The organism is Dactylosporangium sp. CA-233914 (assembly GCF_050942935.1).
Taxonomy (GTDB): Bacteria; Actinomycetota; Actinomycetes; order Mycobacteriales; family Micromonosporaceae; genus Dactylosporangium.
Genome location: NZ_CP192030.1, coordinates 6,087,401 through 6,112,768, shown reverse-complemented (window position 1 = coordinate 6,112,768; position 25,368 = coordinate 6,087,401). Strand labels below are relative to the sequence as shown.

General features: G+C 72.3%; 28 protein-coding genes and 1 pseudogene. 23 read left to right on the top strand and 6 right to left on the bottom strand.

Annotated features, from left to right (window positions below):
- On the bottom strand, positions 1-2,037 hold the full coding sequence (glgX, locus tag ACQPY0_RS27210) for a glycogen debranching protein GlgX (protein ID WP_432994083.1): 2,037 nt from the start codon (positions 2,035-2,037) through the stop codon (positions 1-3).
- A gap of 131 nt (positions 2,038-2,168) precedes the next feature.
- Complete coding sequence (locus ACQPY0_RS27205; RefSeq protein WP_432994081.1) at positions 2,169-3,086, bottom strand: hypothetical protein; 918 nt, start codon at positions 3,084-3,086, stop codon at positions 2,169-2,171.
- Between the two features lie 228 nt (positions 3,087-3,314).
- Here ACQPY0_RS27205 and ACQPY0_RS27200 point away from each other — a divergent pair, with 228 nt between their 5' ends.
- The 10 genes from ACQPY0_RS27200 to ACQPY0_RS27155 are packed head-to-tail and all read left to right on the top strand — an operon-like array spanning position 3,315 to position 11,839.
- Entirely contained in the window at positions 3,315-4,289 is a 975-nt protein-coding gene (locus ACQPY0_RS27200; protein ID WP_432994079.1) for a transporter substrate-binding domain-containing protein, read from the top strand.
- Complete coding sequence (locus ACQPY0_RS27195; protein ID WP_432994077.1) at positions 4,286-5,455, top strand: CaiB/BaiF CoA transferase family protein; 1,170 nt, start codon at positions 4,286-4,288, stop codon at positions 5,453-5,455. Before ACQPY0_RS27200 ends, ACQPY0_RS27195 begins: the two co-directional genes overlap by 4 nt.
- Positions 5,452-6,207: an enoyl-CoA hydratase/isomerase family protein gene (locus ACQPY0_RS27190; RefSeq protein WP_432994075.1), complete on the top strand. Its 756-nt coding sequence runs from the start codon at positions 5,452-5,454 to the stop codon at positions 6,205-6,207. Before ACQPY0_RS27195 ends, ACQPY0_RS27190 begins: the two co-directional genes overlap by 4 nt.
- Entirely contained in the window at positions 6,204-7,295 is a 1,092-nt protein-coding gene (locus ACQPY0_RS27185) for an aminotransferase class V-fold PLP-dependent enzyme (RefSeq protein ID WP_432994073.1), read from the top strand. The genes ACQPY0_RS27190 and ACQPY0_RS27185 overlap by 4 nt, the downstream gene beginning before the upstream one ends.
- Positions 7,292-7,702, top strand: a complete 411-nt coding sequence (locus ACQPY0_RS27180; protein WP_432994071.1) for a PaaI family thioesterase — start codon at positions 7,292-7,294, stop codon at positions 7,700-7,702. Before ACQPY0_RS27185 ends, ACQPY0_RS27180 begins: the two co-directional genes overlap by 4 nt.
- Positions 7,689-8,642, top strand: coding sequence for an amino acid ABC transporter permease (locus ACQPY0_RS27175; RefSeq protein WP_432994069.1), 954 nt, complete (start codon positions 7,689-7,691; stop codon positions 8,640-8,642). Before ACQPY0_RS27180 ends, ACQPY0_RS27175 begins: the two co-directional genes overlap by 14 nt.
- Entirely contained in the window at positions 8,639-9,436 is a 798-nt protein-coding gene (locus ACQPY0_RS27170; RefSeq protein ID WP_432994067.1) for an amino acid ABC transporter ATP-binding protein, read from the top strand. The genes ACQPY0_RS27175 and ACQPY0_RS27170 overlap by 4 nt, the downstream gene beginning before the upstream one ends.
- Positions 9,433-10,443, top strand: coding sequence for an ABC transporter substrate-binding protein (locus tag ACQPY0_RS27165; RefSeq protein ID WP_432994065.1), 1,011 nt, complete (start codon positions 9,433-9,435; stop codon positions 10,441-10,443). Before ACQPY0_RS27170 ends, ACQPY0_RS27165 begins: the two co-directional genes overlap by 4 nt.
- Positions 10,440-11,303: an ABC transporter substrate-binding protein gene (locus tag ACQPY0_RS27160; protein WP_432994063.1), complete on the top strand. Its 864-nt coding sequence runs from the start codon at positions 10,440-10,442 to the stop codon at positions 11,301-11,303. Before ACQPY0_RS27165 ends, ACQPY0_RS27160 begins: the two co-directional genes overlap by 4 nt.
- 59 nt (positions 11,304-11,362) lie before the next feature.
- Positions 11,363-11,839: a MarR family winged helix-turn-helix transcriptional regulator gene (locus ACQPY0_RS27155; RefSeq protein WP_432994061.1), complete on the top strand. Its 477-nt coding sequence runs from the start codon at positions 11,363-11,365 to the stop codon at positions 11,837-11,839.
- Positions 11,840-11,878: 39 nt separating this feature from the next.
- Here ACQPY0_RS27155 and ACQPY0_RS27150 read toward each other — a convergent pair whose 3' ends face one another.
- The 3 genes from ACQPY0_RS27150 to ACQPY0_RS27140 are packed head-to-tail and all read right to left on the bottom strand — an operon-like array spanning position 11,879 to position 15,414.
- Positions 11,879-11,992 carry a hypothetical protein gene (locus ACQPY0_RS27150; RefSeq protein WP_432995407.1) on the bottom strand — a complete coding sequence of 38 codons (114 nt, stop codon included), beginning with the start codon at positions 11,990-11,992 and terminating at the stop codon, positions 11,879-11,881.
- 38 nt (positions 11,993-12,030) lie between these two features.
- Positions 12,031-14,685: an FAD/NAD(P)-binding protein gene (locus tag ACQPY0_RS27145; protein WP_432994059.1), complete on the bottom strand. Its 2,655-nt coding sequence runs from the start codon at positions 14,683-14,685 to the stop codon at positions 12,031-12,033.
- A 3-nt stretch (positions 14,686-14,688) separates the two neighbouring features.
- Positions 14,689-15,414, bottom strand: coding sequence for a hypothetical protein (locus ACQPY0_RS27140; protein WP_432994057.1), 726 nt, complete (start codon positions 15,412-15,414; stop codon positions 14,689-14,691).
- A 54-nt stretch (positions 15,415-15,468) separates the two neighbouring features.
- Here ACQPY0_RS27140 and ACQPY0_RS27135 point away from each other — a divergent pair, with 54 nt between their 5' ends.
- The 6 genes and pseudogenes from ACQPY0_RS27135 (at position 15,469) to ACQPY0_RS27110 (ending at position 18,479) form a co-directional block, all read left to right on the top strand.
- Positions 15,469-15,741 carry a hypothetical protein gene (locus ACQPY0_RS27135; protein WP_432994055.1) on the top strand — a complete coding sequence of 91 codons (273 nt, stop codon included), beginning with the start codon at positions 15,469-15,471 and terminating at the stop codon, positions 15,739-15,741.
- A gap of 9 nt (positions 15,742-15,750) precedes the next feature.
- A complete protein-coding gene (locus ACQPY0_RS27130; RefSeq protein WP_432994053.1) occupies positions 15,751-16,449 on the top strand; it encodes an alpha/beta fold hydrolase in 699 nt (232 codons plus the stop codon).
- The gene (locus ACQPY0_RS27125; protein WP_432994051.1) at positions 16,446-17,396 is read left to right on the top strand and encodes a serine hydrolase domain-containing protein; all 951 of its coding nucleotides are present in this window, start codon (positions 16,446-16,448) and stop codon (positions 17,394-17,396) included. The genes ACQPY0_RS27130 and ACQPY0_RS27125 overlap by 4 nt, the downstream gene beginning before the upstream one ends.
- On the top strand, positions 17,393-17,692 hold the full coding sequence (locus ACQPY0_RS27120) for a DUF1905 domain-containing protein (protein ID WP_432994049.1): 300 nt from the start codon (positions 17,393-17,395) through the stop codon (positions 17,690-17,692). The genes ACQPY0_RS27125 and ACQPY0_RS27120 overlap by 4 nt, the downstream gene beginning before the upstream one ends.
- Before the next feature lie 25 nt (positions 17,693-17,717).
- Positions 17,718-17,960: pseudogene (locus tag ACQPY0_RS27115) on the top strand (sigma factor-like helix-turn-helix DNA-binding protein); the annotation flags it as partial.
- A 54-nt stretch (positions 17,961-18,014) separates the two neighbouring features.
- Complete coding sequence (locus ACQPY0_RS27110; protein WP_432995405.1) at positions 18,015-18,479, top strand: CARDB domain-containing protein; 465 nt, start codon at positions 18,015-18,017, stop codon at positions 18,477-18,479.
- 52 nt (positions 18,480-18,531) lie between these two features.
- On the opposite strand, the gene ACQPY0_RS27105 is transcribed toward ACQPY0_RS27110, so the two are convergent.
- Complete coding sequence (locus tag ACQPY0_RS27105; RefSeq protein ID WP_432994047.1) at positions 18,532-18,870, bottom strand: Imm51 family immunity protein; 339 nt, start codon at positions 18,868-18,870, stop codon at positions 18,532-18,534.
- A gap of 105 nt (positions 18,871-18,975) precedes the next feature.
- Between ACQPY0_RS27105 and ACQPY0_RS27100 the strand changes: the two genes are divergently transcribed.
- The 7 genes from ACQPY0_RS27100 to ACQPY0_RS27070 all read left to right on the top strand — a co-directional run bounded on the left by ACQPY0_RS27100 (position 18,976) and on the right by ACQPY0_RS27070 (position 25,329).
- A complete protein-coding gene (locus ACQPY0_RS27100) occupies positions 18,976-19,770 on the top strand; it encodes a class II aldolase/adducin family protein (RefSeq protein WP_432994045.1) in 795 nt (264 codons plus the stop codon).
- Between the two features lie 27 nt (positions 19,771-19,797).
- Positions 19,798-21,048, top strand: a complete 1,251-nt coding sequence (locus ACQPY0_RS27095) for an amidohydrolase family protein (protein WP_432994043.1) — start codon at positions 19,798-19,800, stop codon at positions 21,046-21,048.
- Positions 21,049-21,058: 10 nt separating this feature from the next.
- Positions 21,059-21,850 carry a FadR/GntR family transcriptional regulator gene (locus tag ACQPY0_RS27090; RefSeq protein WP_432994041.1) on the top strand — a complete coding sequence of 264 codons (792 nt, stop codon included), beginning with the start codon at positions 21,059-21,061 and terminating at the stop codon, positions 21,848-21,850.
- Positions 21,851-21,872: 22 nt separating this feature from the next.
- A complete protein-coding gene (locus tag ACQPY0_RS27085) occupies positions 21,873-23,105 on the top strand; it encodes a lipopolysaccharide biosynthesis protein (RefSeq protein WP_432994039.1) in 1,233 nt (410 codons plus the stop codon).
- Positions 23,105-23,662, top strand: coding sequence for a hypothetical protein (locus tag ACQPY0_RS27080; protein WP_432994037.1), 558 nt, complete (start codon positions 23,105-23,107; stop codon positions 23,660-23,662). Before ACQPY0_RS27085 ends, ACQPY0_RS27080 begins: the two co-directional genes overlap by 1 nt.
- A 55-nt stretch (positions 23,663-23,717) precedes the next feature.
- On the top strand, positions 23,718-24,584 hold the full coding sequence (locus ACQPY0_RS27075; protein WP_432994035.1) for a PhzF family phenazine biosynthesis protein: 867 nt from the start codon (positions 23,718-23,720) through the stop codon (positions 24,582-24,584).
- Between the two features lie 130 nt (positions 24,585-24,714).
- A complete protein-coding gene (locus ACQPY0_RS27070) occupies positions 24,715-25,329 on the top strand; it encodes a dihydrofolate reductase family protein (protein WP_432994033.1) in 615 nt (204 codons plus the stop codon).
- Positions 25,330-25,368: the final 39 nt, after the last annotated feature.

Below are 25,368 nucleotides of genomic sequence, written 5' to 3'. Positions count from 1 at the left end.
TTACGCGTGGGACAGCAGTACGGCGATGCTTCGGCCGGAAAGGGTGTAGTGCGGTCCGGGGACCGGTGGCTCGCCACCCTCGTCGCGCAGGTCGTCGCCGGCCGGCAGGGCGGTGTCGATGGCGCGCACCCAGTGGCGGCCGTCGAGCGGGATCTGGAAGTCCAGCGGCTCCCAGTACATGTTCATCATCAGGTGCAGGTCCGGCCCGCCCGCGTGGCCGCGGATCGTGCAGGCCAGGGCGCGGGCCTGCGGGTCGCCCCAGTTCGGCACGCCGAGCCGCGTGCCGTGCCAGGCGACCTCGTCGGGCGGGTAGAACTCCGCGGCGCGCAGGGTCGCGTGGCGCGCCCGGAAGGCGATCAGGCCGCGCCAGAAGCGCAGCAGGCCGGCGTTGGCCCCGGCCAGGTGCCAGTTCACCCAGCCGATCGGGTTGTCCTGGCAGTACGCGTTGTTGTTGCCCTGCTGGGTGCGCGCGAACTCGTCGCCCGAGAGCACCATCGGCACCCCGCGGGAGAGCATGAGCAGGGTCGCGAGGTTCTTCATCTGCTGTTCACGCAAGGCGAGCACGGCCGGGTCGTCGGTGGGCCCCTCGGCGCCGCAGTTCCAGCTCATGTTGTCGTCGTTACCGTCGCGGTTGCCCTCGCCGTTGGCCTCGTTGTGCTTGTGGTCGTAGGAGACGAGGTCGGCGAGCGTGAAGCCGTCGTGGCAGGTGACGAAGTTGATGCTGTTGGCCGGCGTGTGGCCGCGGGGCTCGTACAGCGACGCGCTGCCGCCGAGCCGGTCGGCCACGTCGCCGACGATCCCGGCGTCGCCGCGCACGAAGCGCCGCATGGTGTCGCGGAACCGCCCGTTCCACTCCGCCCACCGGTAGCCCGGGTATCGCCCGACCTCGTACGCCCCGGCCGCGTCCCACGCCTCGGCGATGATCTTCGTGTCGGCGAGGGTCTCGGACAGCTCGATCTGCCACACCGCGGGCGGCTCGTCGAGGACCGCCCCGCCGGCCCCGCGGGTGAGCACCGCCGCCTCGTCGAAGCGGAAGCCGTCCACGTGCATGTCCCGCACCCAGAACTCGAGGCAGTCCTTGATGAGCTTGGTGACGATGGGGTGGTTGGCCATCAGGGTGTTGCCGCAGCCGGAGTAGTCGTCGTAGTACCGCGGGTCGGCCGGGTCGAGATAGTAGTAGTTGGCGTTGTCCAGGCCGGCGAAGCTGAACAGCGGCCCGAGCTGGTTGCCCTCGTCGGTGTGGTTGAACACCACGTCGAGCAGCACCTCGATGCCGGCCGCGTGCAGGGCCCGCACCATGTCCCGGAACTCGTCGAGGTGCTCGCCGCACTGGGGGCTTCGGCAGTACCCCGCGTGCGGTGCGAAGAAGCCGGCGGTGCTGTACCCCCAGAAATCGCGCCCCGTGTCATCGAAGTCCGCGACCGGCATGAGCTCCACGGCGGTGACCCCGAGCCGCCGCAGGTGCGGGATCTTCTCGACCACTCCGCAGAACGTGCCGGGGCTCGCCACGGCCGCGCTGGGCGAGCGCGTGAAGCCCCCGACGTGCAGCTCGTAGATCACCTGGTCGGCGAGCGGGCGGTTCAGGGGCCGGTCGCCCTTCCAGTCGTACGCGTCCAGGTCGATGGCCACGCAGCGCAGCGACTTCGCGGTGTTGTCGCCCGGCCGGCAGGCCGCGTCGCGGTCCCAGCGGGTGCGGGAGACGCCCCGGGCGTACGGGTCGATGAGCACCTTCTGCGGATCGAACCGGTTGCCGGGGGTGTCGGGGCCTTCGACGCGGTACCCGTAGAAGGCCGGCGCCTTCAGCCCCCGCACATAGGCGTGCCAGGTGGCGAAGGAGCGGTTGGTGCGCGGGTCGAGCCGGAAGGTGTGCGAGGGTTGCTCGGCGTCGTGCGAGTCGAACAGCAGCAGCTCGACCCCGCTGGCATGCTCCGAGAAGAGTGCGAAGTTCACGCCCTCGGCGTCGCATCGCGCCCCGAACGGATGCGCCCGTCCGGGTTCGAGGGTGTAGACGGTCTGGTCAAGCGCCTGCAGGCTCATGGTCCTCCACCTCCGCTTCCCGGACGAACGGTAGCAACATGATCACTCCACGTGATCGGATCGCGCGTTCTCGACCGGGGCCCGCCCGCGGCCGTTACCGTGTGAGCGCGCGGGGCTGTGGCTCGTGCCGCCTATCGCGAGGTGGTCGCCGCACTGTCGTGAAGGTTGCGCATCGCGAGGATCGAGGAGCGCACCTCCTGCAGCAGCTCGGTGGTGCTCAGCGGCCGCCCCCACTCGGTCATCGCCGCGTCGTCGAACCCGACCGTCTCGACGCCGACGCCGTACCGCGCGCCGAGCAGCCGGATCGCGTCGCAGTGCTGATGGCGCACGTAGGGCGAGTTGGTCACCAGCAGCAGCCGCTCCCCCGCCTTCGGCGTCACCACGCGCTGCGCCCAGCCGACGAGCGTGTCGGCGGTGTTGGCCCGCAGCGGCGGCCGCGTGGACGGGGCGGCCAGCACGTGCACGTCGCCGTCCCAGCTGCGGTGCCACCAGCCCGCACCGGCGAGCCTCGTGCTCGGCTCGCCCAGCCCGAGAAACTTGCCGAACGCCTCGGCCATCATGTCGGCCTCGGTGTCGACCGGCCCGAGCCCGAGCCGCGCACCCTCGCGGAACTCCCGGTCGTCGCGCCATCGCAGACTCCCGAGCCCGGTCAGGGTGGCCGTCTTCAGCCCACCGGCGAGCAGCCGCGAGGTGTAGTCGCTGCGCCCCAGCGCGACGCGGATGCCACCGCCGAGCACCAGCACGTGGTCGTACTCCCGGTGCCGCGGCCCGTCGCCGCCGCCGAGCCCGAGCGCGTGGATCAGCCCGCGAATGTGCCGGTCCCGCTCGGGCTCGTAATCGATCCGCGCGGTGTCGAAGCGCTCCTTGGTGCCGCCCCGGAAGTCCCACACCTTGCAGAACTCGACGAGATCGTCGCCGGCCGCCCCGCCGAAGCACACGACCAGCTCGACCATGGCGTCGCAAGCCGCCCACGCCTTGACCGAGTCCACGAGTGCGGCGGGGTCGGGCCCGCCGGGCTCGCACGGGGGCAGGGCGAACGGCTCGATCACCGCCGCAGCCTATCGGGCCGGCGGCGCACAGAAGTGGGCAAGGTCGCACCGCGCCACAGTCGTGAACCCGGGCGCGCTCCAGCAGGCCCGGGGCTGTGACCAGCCTCTCAGGGCGTTTTTCCTATTGACCCGATAGGAAAGGCAGCCTAGCGTGTCGCTTGCGCGTTGAGTATCAAGTTACTTGATTCGGATTGCCACAACTCTCTCTGCCTCCGTAAAGGGATCGCAATGGGCTCCTGCACCTTCCTGACGCTGCGGCGCCGGCTGGCCACCGGCTTCATCTCCGTCGCCTTACTCGGGCTGGCCGCCTGCGACGGCTCCTCCGGCACCTCGGCGACAAGCCCCGGCACCAGCCCGAGCGGCGTGGTCAACCTCGCCACCCAGGCACAGCTCCAACCCTCCTTCACCGCGGACGACAAGTTGCGGGCGCTGCTGCCGCAGGGCGTGCGCGACGCCGGCGTGGTGCGCACGGCCGTCAGCGTCGGCCTGCCCCCGGTCAACTTTCCGGGCGCCACCTCGAGCGAGGTGAAGGGCCTCAACGCCGACCTGATCGCAGCGGTCGAGCAACTGCTGGGCGTGAAGTTCCAGTCGGAGAACTACCCCAGCACCGCATCTCAGCTGCTGGCCCTGGACTCGGGGCGGATCGACCTGACCACGTCCACCAACGGGGACACCAAGGCCCGGCAGGACAAGTACGACTTCGTCGACATCCTGCTGTCCCGCAACGTGCTGATGGTCAAGACGGGCAACCCGGCCGGCCTGAAGTCGGCGCAGGACGTCTGCGGCAAGCGGTTCGGCGAGGTCAAGGGCTCGTTCTCGGTGCTGCCGACGCTGCAGGCGGTATGCCAGAAGGCCGGCCGGAGCAACCCGGAGGTGTCGAGCTTCGAGGACATCCCCTCGATGCAGCTGGCGCTCGTCTCGGGCCGGATCGACACGTACGTGGGCAGCGACTTCAACGTGGTGTGGGACAAGTCCCAGGGCAAGCCGGTGGACTCGGTGGACCTGCCCGAGGCGGGCACGTTGGTGCTCGGCTGGACCGTGCCCAAGGGCAAGGACGGGCTGCGCGACGCCGTCGCCGGCGCGCTGCGGGAACTGCAGCAGGACGGCTACTACGCCAAGGCGTTCGAGCGCTGGGGCGTGGCGGGCAACCGGCTCGACCCCGGGGTGAACATCGGCGCGCAGGGAACGGGATTCAACGGTTGAGCGGCAGCCTGTCCGGTCCGCTCGCCGGCTTCCGGATCATCGACTTCAGCCGCCTGATCGCCGGACCCTGCGCCGGGGACCTGCTCGGGGCCCTGGGCGCCGACGTGATCAAGGTCGAGGACGCCGCCGGCGACCCGATGCGCAACGCGCGGTCGCGCCGTGTCGCACAGGGCCTCACCGCCCCGTCCTTCGCGGCCTACAACGTGCACAAGCGGTCGGTGGCGCTGGATCTGAAGGACCCTGAGGGGCTCGCGGCCGCGTTGCGGCTGTGCGACGAGGCTGACGCCGTGCTGTCGTCGTTCCGCCCCGGGGTGCTGGAGCGGCTGGGGCTCGGTGCCGACGTACTGCTGGCCCGCAACCCGCGGCTGGTGATCGCACGGCTGTCAGCGTTCGGCGAGTCGGGCCCGGACCGCGCCCGGGGCGGGGTCGACATCGTGCTGCAGGCCGAGTCCGGGCTGATGGCCATCACCGGTGCGGCCGACGGGCCGCCGATGAAGGCGGGGGCGCCGCTCATCGACGCCGCCTCGGGCTACGTACTGGCCCTCGGCGTCGTCAGCGCCCTGCTCGGCCGGGAACGCAACGGACCGCTTCGCGAGGTGACGGTGTCGATGCTCGATGTCGCGGTCGCGCTGCAGGCCCAGCCGCTGGCCGAGTACCTGGACTCCCGGCGGGAACCGGAACGGGTCGGCAACCGGGCGCCGTACGCCGCTCCGGCGGACGTGTTCCCGGCGGCGGACGGGACGCTGGTCCTCTCCGCCCACCTCCCGCAGCACTGGATCCGGCTCTGCGAGCTCCTGGACCGTCCACGCTGGATCGACGATCCGCGCTTCGACACGGTCGGCGCACGGGTGGCGAACCGGGAGGCCCTCTCCGCGGCGATCGAGGAGGTGCTCAGCACCAGGCCGGTCGCGCACTGGCTGGAGCTGTTCGCCGCCGCCGGGCTCACCGCCGGGCGGATCCGCGGCTACGGCGAGGTCCTCGGCGAGCGCGGTGCCGACGTCGTCGTCGACGTCGAGGACATCGACGGCAGCACGCTGCAGGTCATCCGCGCGCCGCTGCGCTTCCCGGGCTGGGACGACACCACCCTGCCCCGCCGCATCCCGCGGACCGGCGAGCACACCGGCACGGTGCTCGAGCCAACGCAACCGGTCGAGGCGACGCCGTGACGGAGGATGCCGTGCTGCACCGCGAGGTCATCGACGGTCATGTCGTGGTCCTGGAGATGGCCCGGCCCGAGCGGCTCAACGCGATCTCGCGAGGCCTGGCGGCGGCACTCGTCGCGGCACTGGACGAACTCGCGGCGGCCGGCACCGCCCGCGCGGTCGTCCTCGCCGGGGCCGGCGAACGCGCCTTCGGCGCCGGTATCGACGTCCGCGAACTGGCGCAGCAGACTCCGGCGGAGCGCGACGAGCAGCAGCGGCTCATGCTCCGCCTGCAGCGGACGCTGAGCGACTACCCGCTGCCGACGGTCGCCGCCGTACACGGCATCGCGGCGGGCGCGTCGCTGCAGCTCGCCCTGCACTGCGACCTCCTGCTGGTCGGGCCCCGGGCACGGCTGGGGATGCCGGAGCTCAGCGCCGGGCTGCCCGGAATCCTCGGCGGGTGGCTGCTGCACACCCGCGGCGGCCCGCAGCTGGCCGCCGACCTGCTGCTCGGCGGGCGCTGGCTCGTCGGCGCCGAAGCGGTGGCGGCGGGGCTGGCTGCCCGCGCCGTGCCGCTGGGCGAGGAACGCGCCGCTGCCGTCGAGACCGCGCGGCGCATCGCCGGATACCAGCCGGACGCGCTGGCCGCGACCCACGCGTGGCTGCGCCGCCTCCGGTCGGCGGGGGCCGCCCCGACGTTCGAGGCGGCGATCGAGGCGGCCAACGAAGCCCTGCACGCGGCGAACCGCCGGGACCTGCCCGGAGGGCCGCGATGAGCGGGGCCGCCGGGCTGGACCTGGCCGGAGTGCGGGCCGACCTTCCGGCATTGGGGCGGCTGGTCTACCTCAACACCGGCACCGCCGGTCCGCTGCTGACGCCGGTCCGCGACGCGATGACCGCGGCGCTGGACGCCGACGTGAGTCTGGGGCGCGCGTCGGGCCGCCGGTACGCCCGCATCGGCGAACGGCTCGAGGAGACCCGCACCCTGCTGGCCCGCCTCGTCGGGGCGGACGCCGACGAGATCGCATTGACCACCGGCACCGTCGACGGTATCGCGCGCGTCCTGGCCGCTCAGCGATGGTCGGCCGGGGACCGGCTCCTGATCACCGCGCTCGAGCATCCGGCGGTGCTGGACGCGGCGCGGGCCACCGCGGCCCGCCACGACGTAGCGGTCGTCGTCGTCGCGGGAGAGACGCCCGAGCAGGTCCGGGCGAACCTGGCGCGCGAGCTGACCGGCGGGGCGCGCCTGGTCGTCGTCTCGCACGTGACCTTCGGCGCCGGAAGCGTCCTGCCGATACCGCGGATCGTGGCGGCGGCCCGGCGATTCGGAGCTCGCGTCCTCGTCGACGGTGCCCAGGCGGTCGGCGCGATCGCGGTCGACGTCCGGGCGCTCGGCGCCGACTACTACGCATTCCCCGGGCAGAAGTGGCTGCTCGGGCCCGAAGGGGTCGGCGCGCTGGTCGTCGCCGGCGGCTCGAGCATCCACACCACGTCCGAGTTCGAGCCAGGCACCAAATCGCCGGTGCTCTGGGAGGGCATGCTGGCCGCGCTGCGCTGGCGGGCCGGCCACGGTCATCAGCGGTTGCTCGACGCCGTCGAGGCGGGCGCCGCGCAGTTGCGACGCGACCTGGCCCGGATCCAGCGGATCGAGGTGGTGGATCCAGGCGCGACGGCCGGGCTCGTCGCGTTCCGGCTGCCGGGGATCGAGCCGGCGGGAGTGGCGGCCGCGCTGGGCGCCCGGCGGATCGCCACCCGAGACGTTGCCGAGATCGATGCCGTACGGCTGTCCAACGCGCCGTTCACCACCGACGAGGACCGGCGGGCCGCCGTCACCGCCATCGCCGAGCTGGCGGCTGCGCGATGACGGCAGCCCGTGAACCGCTGCTGCGCGACCGCCTCGGCATCGAGGTGGTTTCGGCGAGCCCGGATCGGGTCACCGCCCGGATGCCGGTATGGGGCAACCGGCAGCCCGCCGGTCTGCTGGCCGGTGGAGCCTCGTGCATGCTGGCCGAGTCCACCGCCTCGCTGGCCGCGAGCCTGCACGCCGCCGAGCTCGGGGGCACCGCGGTCGGCCTGGATCTGAACGCCACCCACCACCGGGCGGTCCGCGACGGGCAGGTCACCGCCGTGGCCACCGCCCTGCGCCGGGGCCGGCGGGTGGCGACCTACGAGGTCGTCATCACCGACGAGGCCGGCGAGCGCGTCTGCACGGCCCGGGTCACCTGCCTGATCGCGAGCGGCGCCGAAGGAGCACCGAATGGCCGTCCCTGACCTGCCCCTCACGCACCACGGCGACCCCGCGCCGCACCCGGACGGCCCGCGCCCGGAAACCCCGGTCCTGACCGGACGGCCATACCGGTGGCGCTGGCTGGCCGGGCTGGCCGCGCTGGCCGTCGTCGCCGCCGGGATCTCCTCGCTGGCCCGCAACCCGGCCATGGGCTGGCCGGCCGTCGCGCAGTACTTCCTGTCGGAGCAGGTACTGCAGGGTCTGTGGCTGACGGTATGGCTCACCGCCGTGGTCACCACACTGGGCTTCCTCGGCGGCATCGGTGTGGCCGCGATGCGCCTGTCCGCCAACCCGGTGCTGGCGGCGATCGGCTGGGCGTACGTGTGGTTCTTCCGATCCGTGCCGGTGCTGGTCCAGCTGCTGTTCTGGTTCAACATCGGTTATCTGTACCCGAGGTTGTCCCTGGGCATCCCGGGCGGGCCGACCTTCGCCTCGGCCAACTCGACCGAGCTGATCAGCGCCACGACGGCCGCGCTGCTCGGCCTCACCCTGCACGAGGCCGCGCACGCCGGCGAGATCGTCCGCGGCGGCATCCTCGGCGTGGACCACGGGCAGCTCGAAGCCGGCGTCGCGCTGGGGCTGCCCCGGTCGCGGATCTTCCGCCGGGTCGTGCTCCCGCAGGCGATGCGCAGCATCGTGCCGGCGACCGGCAACCTGCTCATCGGAACGCTGAAGGGCACCTCGATGGTCAGCGTGATCGCGGTGAACGACCTGCTCTATTCCGTGCAGTACATCTACAACCGCACCTACGAGGTGGTGCCGCTGCTGGCCGTCGCGACCGCCTGGTACCTCGTCCTCACCTCGATCCTCTCGGTCGCGCAGTACTACGTCGAGCGCTACTTCGCGCGGGGCGCGCACCGCACGCTGCCGCCCACACCGTGGCAGCGTCTGCGCGCCCTCGCCGCCGATCGGAGCCGGCCATGACCGTACGCCCCATGGTTCGCGTCGTCGACCTGCACAAGAGCTACGGCGGGCACCGCGTGCTGCGCGGTGTCGACCTGGACGTCGCGCGCGGCGAGGTGATCTGCCTCGTCGGGGCCTCGGGATCCGGCAAGAGCACCCTGCTGCGCTGCGTCAACCACCTGGAGACGCCGGACGCCGGATACGTCGAGGTCGACGGCGAACTCGTCGGCTACCGGCCGGCCGGTCGCTCCCTGCGCGCGCTGCCCGAGCGGCTGATCCGCCAGCAGCGGGCCCACATCGGCATGGTGTTCCAGAGCTTCAACCTGTTTCCCAATCTCACCGTGCTGGAGAACATCGTGGAGGCGCCGCTCGCGGTCCGCCGCCTGTCCCGTGCCGAGGCGACCGCCCAGGCGCGCGACCTGCTCGCCCAGGTCGGGCTGGCCGGCCGCGAGGCCGGCTACCCGCGCCAGCTCTCCGGCGGGCAGCAACAGCGGGTCGCGATCGCCCGGGCACTGGCGATGCGCCCGAAGGTCATGCTCTTCGACGAGCCGACCAGCGCGCTCGACCCGGAGCTCGTCGCCGAGGTGCTCGAGACGATCCAGCAGCTCGCCGAGCAGGGCATGACGATGCTCATCGTGACCCACGAACTCGGCTTCGCCCGGCACGTCGCCGATCGGATCGCCTTCGTCGACGACGGCCGAATCCTCGAACTCGGATCGCCGCGATCCGTCTTCGACGAGCCCCGCCACGAGCGCACCCGCGCCTTCCTGAGCCGCCTGAACCGGACGCACACCCACCGTGAGGAGTCACGATGACCGCCGAACAGCCCGCGGTCTGGTACACCCGATGCCCCGTCCCAACGGCCTCCGGGGTCGCGATCGACATCGGGCAGTTGGCCGCGGCGGGCCTCGTCGCCGCCCCGCTGCACCAGTCCGGGATCACCGAGGCGCACTTCGATCACCGGCTGCCCGCCCTGTTCCGTGAGGGTGGGAACGTGCCCGCGTTGTGGGCCCGGTCCCGCGGTGAACGTACCCGCCTGATCGGGCTCACCTGGGTGCCGGAGATGCAGGTCGTGGTGGCTCGCGCCGACAGCGGGATCACCGGCCCCGAGGACCTGATCGGGCGCCGCCTCGTCCTGCCCACGCACGGCGGCGACCGGGTGGACTTCTTCCGGGCCATGGCGTTGCGCGGATTCGACGCCGCGCTCCGCTCGATCGGGCGGCGGCTCGACGACGTGCGGCTGGTCGATGCGCCGGCACCGCTTCCGCAGACCACCGACGTCGGCGCCGAGGGCTTCTACGGCGCCACCGTTCGCGCGCTGCGCGCCGGCCTCGGCGACGCCGGCTACCTCAAGGGCGCGCCGGGCGCCGACGTGCTTGCCGACCCGGACCTGCGGATCGTCGTGGACCTCGCCGCCCTCCCGGATGCCCGGCTGCAGATCAACAACGGCACGCCCCGCACGCTGACGGTCAGCGAGGAACTCCTGGACCGGCGGCCGGACGTCGTGGCCCGCTATGTGGCCGCGCTCCGCGACGCCGCGGGCTGGGCCGCCCGGCATCCCGAGCAGACCGCGCGGATCGTCGCCGCCGAGACCGGTTCCACCCTCGGCGCGGTCCGGCGGGCGTACGGGCACGGGCTGGCCGCCTGGCTCGAGCCCGAGCTGCGCCCGGAGTGGATCGAACACCTCGAAGAGCAGAAACGGTTCCTCCTCGACCACGGCGTGCTGCCCCACGACTTCTCGATCCACGACTGGATCGACCCCGGGCCGCTCGCCGCGTCCGACGTCCATCGCAGTCCGCACCGTACGGAGGTCAGTTCGTGAGCATCACCATCGGCACCCATCCCAACAATCTCGCCACCTGGATTCTCAGCCACGTCGAGGCGTTGCAGGAGCCGCTGCGCCGGGTTGCCGGTGACGTCCGGTTCCACCGGTACGACGACGGACGGCGCACCACCGGGCTGCTCGTCGACGGCGCCATCGACGTCGGCGCGACCGGCTCCACCCCGCCGATCGTCGCGCAGGCGAACGACCTCGACGTCGTCTACCTGGCCGTCTCCCAGCCGCACCCGGACCCCGGCGGCATCGTCGTCCCCGGGGACTCGCCGATCCAGAGCCTGGCCGACCTGCGCGGTCGCAGTATCGCCTTCACCGTCGGCTCCTGGCAGACCCACGCGCTCGCCGTCGCCGTCGACCGCGCCGGCCTCGCCTGGGACGACGTGACCGTCGTCGACATCGCCGCCACCGCGCAGGGCCGCGACTTCCTGGAGATCGGCACCGACAGCTGGCTCGTCGTCGACCCCGCCTACAGCCAGCTGCGCGACCTCACCGACGTACGCGTCATCGCCCCCACCGAGGAGCTCGTCCGCAACCGCTCGGTGTTCTTCGGCCGCGGCACGTGGGTACGTGAACACCCCGCCGAAGCCGGAGCCTTCGTGGACGCCGTCGCCGCCACCGAGGAGTGGGCCGCGACACACGTCGACGAGGTTGCCGACCTGCTCGCCCACAGCAGCCGGGGCGGAACCCCCCAGACCTGGCTGCCCGCCCTGAACGGACGGCACTGGGGCGTACACGCCGTCGACGAGGAATTCCTGTCCGAGCAGCAGTACGCGGCCGACCTGTTCCACCGCTTCGGCGTGATCCCGCGCGCGATCACCGTCGTCGCGGCGGTGGCGGCACGATGAGCCAGGCGAGGGGACGCGGGCGTTCGCCCGTCCGCGTCCCGTCGCTGTAATCTGCCACCGTGTCGCAGGCCGACGAAACGCAGCTCGACGAGAGCGCGCCTCCGCAGGAGCTTCGGCTGCTGTACGCGATCGGGCGCCTCGACCGGGGAATCACCCGGGAACTGCACCATGGGCTCAAACCGCTCGGGCTCTCGCCGCATCAGTACGCCACGCTGACGGTGCTGCGCGCCCGCAGCGGCCTGAGCAACGCGCAGCTCGCCCGCCGCGCCTACGTCTCGCCGCAGGCCATGATCCAGGTACTTTCGTCGCTGCACGCCGACGGGCTGATCACCCGGAACCCGTCGGACGAGAACCAGCGAATCCTCGAGATCCGCCTCACCGACAAGGGCGTCGCGATCACCGAGGAGTGCGACCGGATCGCCGACGAGATCGAGAACCGGATGCTCACCGGCGTTCCGCCGAAGGAACGCAAGGCACTGCTCGCCGCCGTCCGCGCCTGCGTCCAACGCATCAACGCCGGCCTACCGGGAAACTGAGTGAAGCGACGTCCGTGCCGCGGGTGAGCACGACCGTCTTCACGTCGCCGCGACCGGCGGGAGGAAGATGCCGTTGCTCGCGCTGAGACCGCCGTCGCTGAGCAGGACCTCGCCGGTGATGCAGGACGCGGCCGGCGAGGCCAGGAACCAGATGACCTCGGCCTGCTCGCGCGGGTCGGCCCAGCGGTTGGTCAGCCACGCCTGCTCGACCTGGCCGCCTGCGGCGAGGTGCCCGACGACAACCTTTTCACAACCTCGAGCGGGTTCGGTGACGGCGGCGCGGGCAGGGCCCGGGTGGTCGGATCGGCCGAAGTCGACGCGTAGCGACCCGCGCGGTGCAGCGCGCTGAGCAAAGTATCGTCGATGACCTCACGCTGGGCGTCGCTGCCACCGAGGCGGACCCACTCGCCCGTCCGCCGGGAGATCAGCTCGACCGTGAGCGCGTAGTCCCCGGCGACGTACGCGCTCAACGCCCGGACGAGCACCGCGACAAGGTCGAACGTCGGCTCGGTGCGGCCGGTGGCGTACCGGCGCAGGGCCTCCAGCCGGGCGAGGTCGCCGGCGGCGGCCAGCGCGAGGGCGGCGTGCAGGCCGATGAAGGCGGTCCGCGGTTCGCGCAGGAACTCCTCGGGCACCGCGCCGAGCACCTCGTCGATCGCCACCGGCTGCGGCGATGCGCCGAGCACGTGACACCGCCACAGCAGGGACGCCGAATCGACGAGCGCCCGCACGCCGCTGACCGACCGCGGCGACAGTTGCCCCCGGAGCCGGGCCGACACATCGACCCAGCGTTCGAGGGCGAGCTCGTGCAGCGCGGCATGCCACGAGTAGTGAGCGCTCTGGAACGCGGTACGTCCGGGCCCTTTGATCCAGCCGTCGAGCCATTCGAGCCCGGCGTGGTGCTCGCCGGTCTCGTAGTACACGTGGCTGCGGGCGTGAGCCGCATGCCCGCCGGACGGGTCGGCGACGAGGGCACGGTCGGCGAGGTCGGCGCTCTGCGCCCACCGATGTTGCTCCTGCCGTACGAACGCCAGGAGCCCGAGGTACCACCAGTCCTCGCCGTACACCGGGGCCAGCCGCTCGACGATCGCCCAGGCGTGCTGAGGGACCTGGGTCGCGCCGCCGAACGCGATCGTCGGGACGCAGGCGTTGACCACGAGCGCGTCACGGGGGAACTCGTCGATGTGCCGGAGCAGTCCGGCCGGGTCGTTCGCCCGGACGCGACCGGCGACGGCACGCAGGAGACTGCTGGTGCGGGCGTCGGTGCGCACTCCCGCGGCCCGCTCGGCCTCGGCCAGGGCGGACCACGCGTCGACGCGGATGACCCCCTCGACGGCCAGCAGGGCGCGCACGGTGTGCGCGAGCGCGAAGGACGGGTCCTCGGCGGTCGCCGCGTCCAGCGCCTCCTCCGCGCCCCGTTGCACGCGCAGGACCCGCCGGACCGCGTCGTCGAAGTGCTCGCCGGCCCGCGCGGTGGTGAGGATGGGCAAACCGTACTGGTCCCGGCGCACCCGGTGACCCGGGCCGTGCCGTGGCGACGGCATGTCACGCAAGCGCTCGGCGAGGGCGAGGGCCTGCGCCCGGATTTCCGGCACCGCGGTGGTCTCCAGCAGTTGACCGCGGCGAGTGCTCCCGAGCGTCCAGAGACCCGGCACCGGTTCGCCGTAGGCATCGCGCAGTTGCCCGTCGTCCGTGGTCGCCCAGCCCATGCCCAGTGCACCCGTGGTGACGTAGCCTTCGGCGAACAGCTGCTGGATCAACGGATTCGTCGAGCCGGCCAGGTCCGGGTCGGGCCCGGTGGTGTTGATGATCCAGCTGTCCGGCTCGGCGACGGCGATGGCGACCGACGGGTGCTCGGCGGCGATCGAAAGCTGGCCCGCCGCCCGCAGGCCGTCGATCGCGTCGGCCACCGCGGGCGCCATGCGGTGCCGGGCGTTGTCCCAGCGGCGCAGGTCCCGCCGCAGGAACTCGCGCCGGTCCGCCTCCGCAAGGCCCGACCAGATCGCCTGCGTATGGGGCCGCAGCCCGTCGATCGCGGGGCGCCAGTCACCGGTCGCCGCGATCGACTCGCGCACCCGCTGATGCACCAGATGCCGCAGCTGCTTGACGCTGGCGGGCAGCGCGGTGCCGTCCAGCGGCATGGGCGCGCGAACCTCGGGCGTGTGGGCGAACGGCAGGAGGCCGTTACGCGACGTGGCGATGATCGGTCGCCGGGTCCGCGCCGACAGCGACACGGCGACGTCGACGGCGGTCAGCCCGGTGCCGACGATGAGGACCGGATCGTCAGGCCCGACGCCGTCCAGCGCGCCGGGCCGCCACGGATCGGCGACGAACCGGGGCCGGCCGCGCAGGCGGCGCGGCACCCAGGCCTGGGCCGGCGGCTCGATGCCGATGGCCAGCACGACCTCGGTCGCGAGGACCGGAGCGGCTCCGTCGATGGTGATCGTCCAGCCGTCGAAGCCGCGGTGCACCCCGTTGGCCCGGCCTCGGATCAGGCGCACGTCGGCCTGGTCGCCGTCCGCCGCGTCGTAGACCAGCGAGGCGAGATAGGCACCATAAGCGGCGCGAGGCACGAAATCGTCACCTGTCACACCGCTCCAGCCGTTGGCGGACAGCCAGTGGGTGAAGTGGCCGGGCCGGGCCGGCCAGGCACTCATCGCACCGGCCCGGACGTTGAGCAGGTGCGCCGGGTCCGTAGAACGATACGCGGTGCCACTGCCAAGATCACCCGGCCCGCGGTCGATCAGGGCGACCCGAAGCCGGGTGGCGGCGAGGCGGGTCAGATGCGCAAGGACCAGCGCGCCGGCGGCTCCGCCACCGACGACAGCCACATCGACATCGCTCACAATTCAACCTAGTTTCTCAATCGAGTTACTGGTAACGAGGCTACGGCGCCGGCCCTCCGGGCGCGCAACCAGGGAGTCCACCCTGCCCAGCACACCCACTTCTCCCACTGTAATAGTATGTTTAAGCTCGACCGTCTCCGGGCCGCCCGGACTTCTGATCAGCGGGCGGCGCCACGTCGGCCAGTCGGCGTTCGGCCAGCCCGAGGCGTGCCGCAGGCGCTTGAACTCCCCGCGGAGTCGCGGAAGCTCGGCGCGGGCCGACGCGCCCAGGCGGCCGTCGTGCTCGACACCGGCCGTTGCCAGGCGCAGGACCGTCGCGTCGGCCGCGATCGCCCGCGCGGGGCGACCATGCTCCGCGCTGCGCAGCGGCACGCGGATCGCGAACATCGCCGCCTCGGCACTCCCCCCGTACCAGCATCGTGGGGCCGCCGGGTTCGGCTCCGACCGCGGCACGCTGCCGCGGCCCGCCCGTTTGGCCGTCATCCGGCGCGACGCGTAGGCGCGCAGGTCGGCCAGCCACGGATCGCGGCTCGCCGGGAGCAGGTCGATCGCCCGGAGCAGGGCGGCCTCGTCGCGGCGGATCGGGCCCGCGCGATGCTCCAAGTACGCGAACGTCGCGTGGAAGCCGATCGGCTGGTAGCGCTCGACACAGCCGGCCAGGGCGTTCACCCGGCGGCCGTACGGCAGCGACTCGGCGCGGACCTTGCGGGCCAGCGTGCCGAAGCTCATGCGCCCAGGCTGAGCAGGATCGCCAAACGGCCGTGATGTGGTGGGATGGACCCCATGAACGAGTCGCCCGCCGGGCCGAACGAGGCCGTCTGGTCCGTCGCGCGGGGCGCCGCGCCCGGTGTCAACGCCGTGGAGCCGGCCTCCGCGGGGGTCGTCGTGCCCGAGGCGGTGCGTGCCCGGGGACGGCGGCACGGGCTGGACGGCGGCGGTTCCACGCTACGGCTCCTGGTCACGGGCGCCGATGAGGCCGGGACTGTCGCCGGGGAGATCGCCGGGATGTGGCATCCGCTGCCCGGCGAACAGATTGCCGGCCTGGCCGGGCGCTGAGGTCATCCGATGGAGATCGCATACCTGCTCGTGCACAGCCCGCTGCTCGGCCCGCGCTCGTGGACGCCCGTCGCGCAGCGGCTGCGGGCGGCTGGGGCCGCGGTCGTGGTGCCCTCGCTGGTCGGCATCGGGGCCGGTGGGCCGCCGTTCGGGCCGCCGGTCGGCGAGGCGGTCGGCGCGGCCGCGCGGGAGCTGCCGGCGGGGCAACCGGTGGCGGTCGTCGCGCACAGCAGCGCCGGGCTGTTCGTGCCGGTGGTGGTGGAGGCACTGGCGGGTACCGTCGCCGCGAACGTGTTCGTGGAAGCGGCGCTGCCGGCGCGCTCGGGGCCGACCCGCCCCGCCACCGACGAGCGGCTCGCGGTGCTGCGGGGCATGGCGGAGGACGGCATCCTTCCACAGTGGACGGAATGGTGGGACCCGGCCGGCCTCCCGGCGCTGTTCCCCGACCCGGAAACCTGGCGCGCGGTGTCGGCCGAGCAGCCGCGGCTGCCGCTGAGCTACTACGAGCAGCCGGTGCCAAACCCGCCCGGCTGGGAGCGGCTGCCGTGCGGATACATCCGGTTCAGCCCGGCGTACGAAAAGGTCGCCGCCGAGGCCCGCGACCGCGGCTGGCCCGTGATACACATACCCGGCGCACACCTGCACCAGCTCGTCGACCCGGACGCCGTGGCCGGCGCGATCGTGTCACTCACCGAGGAGCGCCCATGAGAGACCGCCTCGCCGAGGTGCTGCGGGCGGGCGAGGCCGGCCACCTGCACGCCGTCGTCGTGGTGCGCGGCGGGGAGACGGTGCTGGAGCACTACGGGTCCGGCGCGGACTTCTCCTGGGGCGAGTCGCTGGGCGTCGTCGAGTTCGGGCCCGCCACACTGCACGACATCCGGTCGGTCACCAAGAGCGTGACCGCGCTGCTCTATGGCATCGCGCTCGGCGAGGGCCTGGTCCCGCCGCCGGATGAGCCACTGCTGCGGCATTTTCCACAGTATCCCGACCTGGCCGCCGATTCCGGCCGCGCCCGCCTCACCGTCGAGCACGCGCTGACCATGTCGCTGGGACTGCAGTGGCGCGAGGATCTGCCCTACAACAGCCCGGCCAACGCCGAGATCGCGATGGAGCTGGCCCCGGACCGCTATCGATACGTCCTCGAGCGGCCGATCGCCGCGCCGCCCGGCACCGGCTGGAACTACTGCGGCGGCGCGACGGCCCTGCTCGGCAAGCTGATCACCGACGGCACCGGGCGGGCGCTGGCGCAGTACGGCCGCGAAAAGCTCTTCGAGCCGCTCGGCATCGACGACTTCACGTGGATGACCGGCGCGGACGGCGTGGCCTCGGCCGCCTCCGGGCTGCGGCTCACGCCCCGCGACCTGGCCCGGATCGGCTCGCTGGTGCTGGCCGAGGGCGGCCGGATCGTCCCCGGCGACTGGGTCCGGACGATGCTGCGGCCGCGCCTGAGCACCGGCTGGGGCGGGCAGTACGGCTATCAGTGGTACCTCGAGAGCGTCGCCGGCCACCACGTCGTCGCCGGCATGGGCAACGGCGGCCAGCGCCTCTACGTCCTGCCGGACCTCGACACCGTCGTGGCGGTCCTCGCCGGCGACTACGACGGGCCCGAGCAATGGCGCACCCCGCTCACTGTCCTGGAACGGGTGGTCCTGTGATCGTGGAGTTCGAGGCCGAGCTGTGGCTGTGGGACGCGCGCAAGGGTGACAGCTGGACGTTCGTGAGTCTGCCGGCCGAGGCGTCCGACGAGATCCGCGATCGCACGGCCGGGGTGCGGCGCGGCTTCGGGTCGCTGCGTGTGCGCGTGCGGGTCGGCACCAGCCAGTGGGCGACCTCGATCTTCCCCGGCGGTGACGGCGTCTACGTCCTGCCGGTGAAGCGCGCGATCCGCAAGGCCCAGTCCCTCGACGTCGGCGACACGGCCGCGTTCACGGTCGAGCTCGCCGACCTCTGAGCAGCGCACCCCGCCACTGTCGGTTTCCCGCCACGCCACGTACGACGACCCCGCGGCCTGGGTCCGCCGGGTCGCCTGGAAGCTGGCGACCAGCCGGTGGCCGCGCGCCCGGGCGGCCGCCACATTCCTGCAGCGCCAGCGCGAGGAGCACGTCGAGGGTCCGAGCCCGGACCGGGTGGCCCTGACCGCGGCGCTGGCGAAGCTGCCGGCCAACCAGCGCTCGGCGGTCGTCCTGCACCACCTCGCCGACCTGTCGGTCGCCGAGATCGGGCTGCGCGCCGGCAATCTGCTCGGCGGCGATCGGTCGATCGTCGCCGGGTCAGTGCGGCAGTGGCGGGGTTACCGCTGGACCGGCTCCGCCCTCGCCCAGGACGCCGGCCCGACGTCGTTCAAGACCTCGAGCCACGGCGTCACCCTGAACAGCGTCGCGCTGCGCCTGCAGCCCGACTCGGGCAACGGCACGCGCACGGCCCTGCTGACCCTGACCGTCCGCAACGGCGGGAGCGCCGCGGTCCGCGACGTGACCGTGGTCGTGTACATCGACGGCGACACCATGGCGCAGGCCGGCGACTGCCCCGCCGTTGCGGAGGACTGGTTCAGGGTCAACCAATGCACCGCGGGCACGCTCGCACCGGGGGCTTCGAAGACGTTCACGCTGCGGTACACCATCCCCGCCTACATGGCGGCCGAGCTGACCGTTCCGACGGTCACCCCCGCCGGCTACGTCTTCCTCAACCTCGGCGATCAGCACGCCGCCCAGGCCGACCTGCCCCGCGCGACGACCTGAGCGACCGCGGACGGCCGGTCACCCGACCCGGGTGGCCGGCCGTGCGCGCATGTCAGTCGTCGAACTCGAAGCCGCGCTCGGCGGCAAGCGCGACGATCCGGCGCATGCGATCGGCGTCGCCGGCGACCTCGCTCATGGCGGCGCCGAGCTGCTCCAGCGCGGGGCGGTCCGCACCGTACGCGACGAACATCCCGCCCTCGGGGTCGTAGGCGAACCGGCCCTCGAGCTCGGACACCTCGGTCGCGACCAGCAACTGGGCCACACCCTCCCAGAAGTATCCGTTCGGCTCGTGCCCGAGCTCCTCGACGACCTCGTCGACCGCGGTGCTGCCCGCGTTGAGCAGCAGCGAGTAGTTCCCCGGTCGCGTCTCCATGATCTTCAGCGGCTCCACCGGCCCATCATAGAGATCAGAAAGCCAACCAAGCGATTGCTTGCTTCTCGGCGCTCCTCCTGCTAAATCTTTTAAAAGATTTGGTTCTAGTGGAGGTGACGGAAGGTGACTGCTACGACGGACGCCGTCGTCGAAGCGCCGGTCAAGCAAGGTGGCACCGCGGTCTGGTCGCCCCGGGTCACGCCGCCGATCGGCGTCGAGCTCAGCGATGCACAGGCGCTGGCCTGCGCGTTTCGCATCCTGGCGCGGTCGGGGTTCAGCGAGAACATCGCCGGGCACATCACGATGGTCCGCAACGACGACGGGGACATGTGGATCAACCCGTGGGGGCTGTGGTGGGACGAGGTGTCCGCCTCCGACCTCTGCGTGGTCGACCGCGACGGCCACGTCAAGGAGGGCCGCTGGGACGTCACACCGGCGTTCCACATCCACACCGAGCTGCACCGGGTCCGGCCCGACGCGCGGGTCGTGGTGCACAACCACCCGTACTACGTGACCGTGCTCGCCGCCGTCGGCGTGCTGCCCGAGATCGTGCACCAGACCGGGTCGATGTTCGACGGGGATCTCGCGTTCGTGCACGAGTACACCGGCGAGGTCGACGACGCCGAGCTCGGCGCGGACCTGGCCCGGCGCATCGGGGACAAGTCGGTGGTGATCCTGGCCAGCCACGGAATCATCGTCACGGCGCCGACGATCCAGGAGGCGACCTACCGCTCGGCGAGCATCGACCGGGCCTGCCGGCTCGCGTACGACGTCATGCTGCTGGGCCGCGACCCCCTCGCCATCGCGCCGGGGCTGCGGCACGGGATGAAGCAGTCGCTGCTGGAGCGCGGCTCCGACGTGTTCTGGGCCGGCGCGGTCCGCTCCCTGCTGCGCCGCGAGCCCGGCGTACTGGATTAAGAAGCAACGAAAGGACACCCCACCCCAATGGCTTCCATCGACGAACTGCTGCGCAACACCGCCTTCACGACCGCCGAGCGCAACAAGGTGACGTTCCTGCCCGACCCGCCGCGGCAGGAGCGCAAGTACACGTTCATCTCCGTCGACGACCACATCGTCGAGCCGCCCGACGCCTTCGAGGGCCGCATGCCGGCCAAGTTCGCCGAGCAGACCCCGCGCGTCATCGAGAAGGACGGTAGCCACGTCTGGGTGTACGACGGCAAGGAGTTCCCGAACGTCGGGTTCAACGCCGTCGTCGGGCGCCCCGTCGACGAGTACAGCATGGAGCCCAGCCGCTTCGACGACATGCGCCGCGGCTCGTGGGACATCCACGAGCGCATCAAGGACATGGATCTGTCGGGGGTGTACGCCTCCCTGTGCTTCCCCTCGTTCCTGCCGGGGTTCGCCGGGCAGCGCCTGCAGCTGTCCACAACGGACGCCGAGCTGGCGCTGGCCGCCACGCGCGCCTGGAACGACTGGAACATCGAGGCGTGGTCGGGGGCGTACCCGGACCGGATGATCCCGTGCCAGCTGCCGTACTTCATCGACCCCGAGATCGGCGCCCAGGAGATCTACCGCAACGCCGAGCGCGGCTTCAAGGCGGTCACGTTCACCGAGGCGCCGCACATGCTCGGGCTGCCGTCGCTGCACACCGGGCACTGGGACCCCATCATGCGCGCCTGCGCCGAGACCGGCACCGTGGTCAACCTCCACATCGGATCGTCGGGCACCTCGCCGTCGACCGCCGAGGACGCGCCGCCGGACGTGGTCGGCGTGCTGTTCTTCGGGTACTCGATGTTCTCGGCCGTCGACTGGCTGTACTCCCGCATCCCGGTCCGCTTCCCGGACATCAAGATCGTGCTCTCGGAGGGCGGGATCGGCTGGGTGCCGGGCCTGGTCGACCGGCTCAACCACATGCTGAGCTACCACGCGATGTACGGCACCTGGAAGGGCATCGAGCTCACCCCGGCCGAGGTCCTGCTGCGCAACTTCTACTTCTGCGCCGTCGAGGACCCGTCGTCGTTCGCGCTGCGTGACGTCATCGGTGTCGACCACATCCTGCTGGAGCAGGACTACCCGCACTGCGACTCGACGTGGCCGCACACCCAGCGCACCATCGAGGAGGAGATCGGCGGGCTGCCGGCGGCCGACATCCGCAAGATGACGTGGGAGAACGCGTCGGTGCTGTATCGCCACCCGGTGCCGGGCACCGTTCAGCAGGACCCGGACGCCTACTAAGGTCGTCGAGGTGGAGCCCCAGGTGCGCGTCCATCGGCTCGCCGAACAGGTCGCCGACCGCATCCGCGCGCAGATCATCGCCGGCGACCTCGCTGACGGCGACCCGCTGCCGAAGTCCGAGGAGCTGATCCGGCGCTACCCGGTCAGCATGCCGACGCTGCGGGAGGCGATGCGCATCCTGGAGGCCGAGGGCCTCATCACGGTTCGCCGGGGGCGGCTGGGCGGTGCCGTCGTGCACCGGCCGTCCCCGGCGAACCTGGGGTACAACCTCGGCCTGGTCCTCGCCGCCCAGCGCAGCGGCATCGGTGACGTGGCCGTCGCGCTGCGCTACGTCGAGCCGGCCTGCGCCGCGCTGTGCGCGACCCGGCGTGACCGCGCCCGCACGGTGGTGCCGCGGCTGCGCGAGCTGCACGCGGAGTACCTCGAGAGCATCGAGGACCTGCCCACCGTGGTCGGCGTGTCCCGCCGCTTCCACGAGGCCCTGGTCAGCCTGTGCGGGAACCCGCCGCTGATCGTGCTGGCCGGGGCGCTGGAGGCGCTGTGGTCCAGCCACGAGGAGGGCTGGGCGAGCCGCACGGAGCCCCGGGGTGTACCGCTGAGCCAGCGCGAGGCCTCCGGCGAGGTGCACGGGCAGATCCTGGCCCTCATCGAGGCCGGCGAGGCCGAGGCGGTCCACCGCCTGGCCGCCTCGCACCTGGCCGACGCACAGCGTAACCCGAAGCCGGCCGGCGGCCCGTCGATCGACCTCACCCTGCTGCGTGAGCTGATGCGGCCACCGGGCGAGCCGCCGATTCCGGCCTGAGCGCGCCTGCTACGTTCGCGGCATGCCCGAGCTGGTCGCCGATCCCGTGCCGGAAACGCAGCGCGGGTTCCGCTCCCTGGCGCGCAACTCGGCGATCGCCGCCGGCGCCGTCGTCGCCAACGGGCTGCTGAGCGCCGCGATCCTCGCGCTGTGCGCGAAACTCGGGCAGACGGGCGAGATCGCGGCGTACACCGTGATGACCTCGGCCCTGGCGTTCGTCCTCATCTTCGTCAGCGGCGGCTCCACCCTGCTGTACCTCAACGGCACCGAGGAGCAGCGCGCCCTCGTGCGCAGCCAGTGGACGCTCGTGGTCGTGCCCGGGCTGCTGCTCGGGATCGTCGCGGTCGGTGCCTTCTACGCGCACCGGGGCTACGACGTCACCGCCCTCGGCGCGGCCGGCGTGGTGGCGCTGGGCAACGGCCTCGCGCAGCTGCAGATCGCCGACTTCAGCCGCCGGATGCGTTTCCTGGCCAACGCGGTGCTCATCTGCACCAGCAAGGCGTCGTCGCTGGTCATGGTCCTGCTCGGCGTGCCGCTCACGGTGGCGCTGGCCACCGCCGGCCTGGCCCAGCTGCTCGCCGGCGAGCTGGTGCTGGGCAAGCACGGCTCGCTGCGCGGCGACCTGATCCGGGGGCTGTCGTTCAGGCGGGCGCTCTCGGGGTACCGCTCCAGCCGCCAGCTCTTCGGCTTCTCCCTCGGCGATCTGTACGTCGCCCGCTTCGGCACCCTCGTGCTGTCCCTGTTCGCGACCGAGGCGGTGATGGGCAGCTTCGGCGCGATCGTCACCGCGTATCAGGCCATCGGCGGCGTCGTGCAGTCCGCGCTGCAGGTCCCGATGGTCGCCCGCGCCCGCGACCGCCTCGGCATCGAGGCGTCCCGCCACCCGGCCGGTTTCTCGGTCGCGGTCGCCCTCGCCTGCGCCCTGCCGATGGGGGCGACGGTCGCCCTGCTGTCCGGGTGGCTGGCCCGCACCCTGCTGTCCCTGCCGCACCCGCAGGCCGCCACCTGGCTGGCGGTATTCATGCTGGCCCTGCCGTTCATGGCGGTGTCGCGGGCGCTGATGTTCAATTGGATCGGCGACGGGCACTACAGCCGGGCCACGGCCGCGATCGCCGCCGTCGCCGTGGTGCTGACGGTCGCCGTCGCGGTGGCGGTGCCACGCTTCGGCCCGCTGGGCGCGACCGCCGCCGCGGCGGTCGCCGAGGCCGTCGCCCTGGCCGTCATCCTGCTCGTCGCCCGCAGGTTCGCCCGGTAATGCCCGCGCTCACCTTCTACGCCACCGTCGAGGACCGCCCCGCCGTGCTCGAGGCCGTCTTCGGCCTGGGGCTGTTCCGGGTCTTCGAGGCGGACTCGCTGCCCGGCCACGACCTGCGCGAGTTCGCCACCGCCGAGGAGGCCTCCGCCGGCGGCGAGTGGCACCTGGCGCTGCACACCGTCGACGCCGGCCCCGAGCCGCTGGCCGAGCGCATCGACCTCGACGCCGGCGGGTTCCGCTATTCCTGCGAGGGATGGGCGCTGATTCAGCTGTACTTCGGCGACCTCGCCGACGACGGGGGCCTCGCCGCCAGCCGCACCGGCCACAACTCGCAGCAGCGGGCCATGGCATGGGCGGACACGCTGGAGCGGCTGGGCGACCCGGCGGCGTGGGACTTCGCGGCGGTGACGAGCGGGTCGGGCAAGCTGAACCGGCGCATCCGCAGGCTGGCCGTGAGCAACTTCGGCGCCCGGCCGGTGCTGCCCTCGGCCGCCCGTCTGATCGCCGCGAACGGCCTGACGGTCGAGCGCGGCGTGGGCATCTACCCGCCCCGATAGGCGCTACTCGTTCGAGCAGTTTCCGGCGTCCCGCCCGCGACCTACGGTGAGCGATGTGTACGCCTACGTGATCGCCGACGTCTTCACCGGCACCGCACTGGAGGGCAACCCGCTGGCGGTGGTCCCCGACGCCACCGGCCTGTCCCCGGAGCGCATGCAGCGAATCGCCCGCGAGATGAACCTCTCCGAAACGACGTTCGTGCTGCCCCCGACGGCGGGCGGCGACGTTCGGGTCCGAATCTTCACCCCGGTCGGCGAGCTACCGTTCGCGGGCCACCCGACATTCGGCACCGCGGCGGTCCTGGCCGCGACCGCCCATCCGGCGGTCCGCGACGGCGCCCTGCGCATGGAAACCGGCATGGGCATGGTGCCGTTCCACTTCCCCGACGAGGCCACCACCACTCACCCCCGGTCGATCCCGGTGAGGATGCTGCAGCCGATCCCGGTGTGGGAGCCCTACGCGCGGGCCGGCGAGCTGCTCGACGCGCTCGGCGTGCGCGACTCCACCCTACCCGTCGAGGTGTACCGCAACGGCCCCCGGCACGCGTTCGTCGGGCTGCCGTCCGTCGTTGAGCTCTCCGCCCTCCGGCCCGACCTGCGGGCGCTCGCCGAGCACGACGATCTCGCCGCCAACTGCTTCGCGCCCACGGAGGATCCGCTGGTGTGGCGGGCCCGCATGTTCTCGCCCGCCTACGGGGTCACCGAGGACGCCGGGACCGGGTCGGCGGCCGGGCCGCTCGCGCTGCACCTCGGGCGGCACGGGCTGGTGCCGATCGGGGCGACGATCACGGTCCGGCAGGGGGTCGAGATGGGCCGTCCGTCCACGATTCGCGCTTCGGCCTCCATGTGCGGGGGCGCGGTCGAGCGGGTCGAGGTCTCGGGGAGCGCGGTGGTCGTGGCGGACGGCCGTCTCTACGTCTGAGCAACCATCGCGATCGTGCCATCCCGAAATGCCGACTCTCCGTCGGGACGGATCTGTGGCCGGGCCGATGAGTTCGGGATGCCGCGTCGGTCTACCTACCGACACCACCTGACTCGAAGGGACCACCCCGATGGCAAAGGTCATCTCCACCCTGTTCATCTCGGCCGACGGCGTGGCCGAGATCGACCCTGATTGGCACTTCCCGTACTTCGACGAGAACATGGGCCGCGCCGTCGGCGAGGACTATGACACCGCAGACGTGCTGCTCATCGGCCGCGAAACCTACGACAGCTTCGCCGGAGCCTGGCCCGGCCGCGAGGCCGCGGGTGGGGACGACGCACCGTTCGCCAAGCAACTCGGGGACGTGCGCAAGGTGGTCGTCTCGCGCCGGCCACTGGAGTTCTCCTGGCGCAACTCCGAGCTGATCCAGGGCGATCTCCTCGATGCCGTCACCTCACTCAAGGCCGATGCCGACATCAGAGGCATCCTCATCCCCGGGTCGATCTCCGTGGTGCAACAACTGCTCGCCGCGGGGCTGGTCGATGAGCTGCGCCTGCTGGTTCATCCGGTGGCGGCGCGTAAGGGCCGCAGGCTGTTCGACAACGGCGACGCGCCGTACCACCTGAGAATGACGGCGACGGAGGCGTTCCCGACGGGCGTGATCCGCGTGATTTACTCGCCGGCCGCGGCACCCGCCAAGGTCGGCTACGACGAGGTCAAGGACGTGGTACCGGGAGGAAAATAGCCGCCTTCGCAGGGCGGATCGCCGGGACTTTTTCGTCCT

What these genes read in the sequence shown, in the direction of transcription:
- glgX (WP_432994083.1), bottom strand. Translation starts at nt 2,037, where the DNA reads ATGAGCCTGCAGGCGCTTGACCAGACCGTCTACACCCTCGAACCCGGA.
- ACQPY0_RS27200 (WP_432994079.1), top strand. Translation starts at nt 3,315, where the DNA reads ATGGGCTCCTGCACCTTCCTGACGCTGCGGCGCCGGCTGGCCACCGGC.
- ACQPY0_RS27185 (WP_432994073.1), top strand. Translation starts at nt 6,204, where the DNA reads ATGAGCGGGGCCGCCGGGCTGGACCTGGCCGGAGTGCGGGCCGACCTT.
- ACQPY0_RS27180 (WP_432994071.1), top strand. Translation starts at nt 7,292, where the DNA reads ATGACGGCAGCCCGTGAACCGCTGCTGCGCGACCGCCTCGGCATCGAG.
- ACQPY0_RS27175 (WP_432994069.1), top strand. Translation starts at nt 7,689, where the DNA reads ATGGCCGTCCCTGACCTGCCCCTCACGCACCACGGCGACCCCGCGCCG.
- ACQPY0_RS27170 (WP_432994067.1), top strand. Translation starts at nt 8,639, where the DNA reads ATGACCGTACGCCCCATGGTTCGCGTCGTCGACCTGCACAAGAGCTAC.
- ACQPY0_RS27165 (WP_432994065.1), top strand. Translation starts at nt 9,433, where the DNA reads ATGACCGCCGAACAGCCCGCGGTCTGGTACACCCGATGCCCCGTCCCA.
- ACQPY0_RS27140 (WP_432994057.1), bottom strand. Translation starts at nt 15,414, where the DNA reads ATGAGCTTCGGCACGCTGGCCCGCAAGGTCCGCGCCGAGTCGCTGCCG.
- ACQPY0_RS27135 (WP_432994055.1), top strand. Translation starts at nt 15,469, where the DNA reads ATGAACGAGTCGCCCGCCGGGCCGAACGAGGCCGTCTGGTCCGTCGCG.
- ACQPY0_RS27130 (WP_432994053.1), top strand. Translation starts at nt 15,751, where the DNA reads ATGGAGATCGCATACCTGCTCGTGCACAGCCCGCTGCTCGGCCCGCGC.
- ACQPY0_RS27125 (WP_432994051.1), top strand. Translation starts at nt 16,446, where the DNA reads ATGAGAGACCGCCTCGCCGAGGTGCTGCGGGCGGGCGAGGCCGGCCAC.
- ACQPY0_RS27095 (WP_432994043.1), top strand. Translation starts at nt 19,798, where the DNA reads ATGGCTTCCATCGACGAACTGCTGCGCAACACCGCCTTCACGACCGCC.
- ACQPY0_RS27085 (WP_432994039.1), top strand. Translation starts at nt 21,873, where the DNA reads ATGCCCGAGCTGGTCGCCGATCCCGTGCCGGAAACGCAGCGCGGGTTC.
- ACQPY0_RS27080 (WP_432994037.1), top strand. Translation starts at nt 23,105, where the DNA reads ATGCCCGCGCTCACCTTCTACGCCACCGTCGAGGACCGCCCCGCCGTG.
- ACQPY0_RS27070 (WP_432994033.1), top strand. Translation starts at nt 24,715, where the DNA reads ATGGCAAAGGTCATCTCCACCCTGTTCATCTCGGCCGACGGCGTGGCC.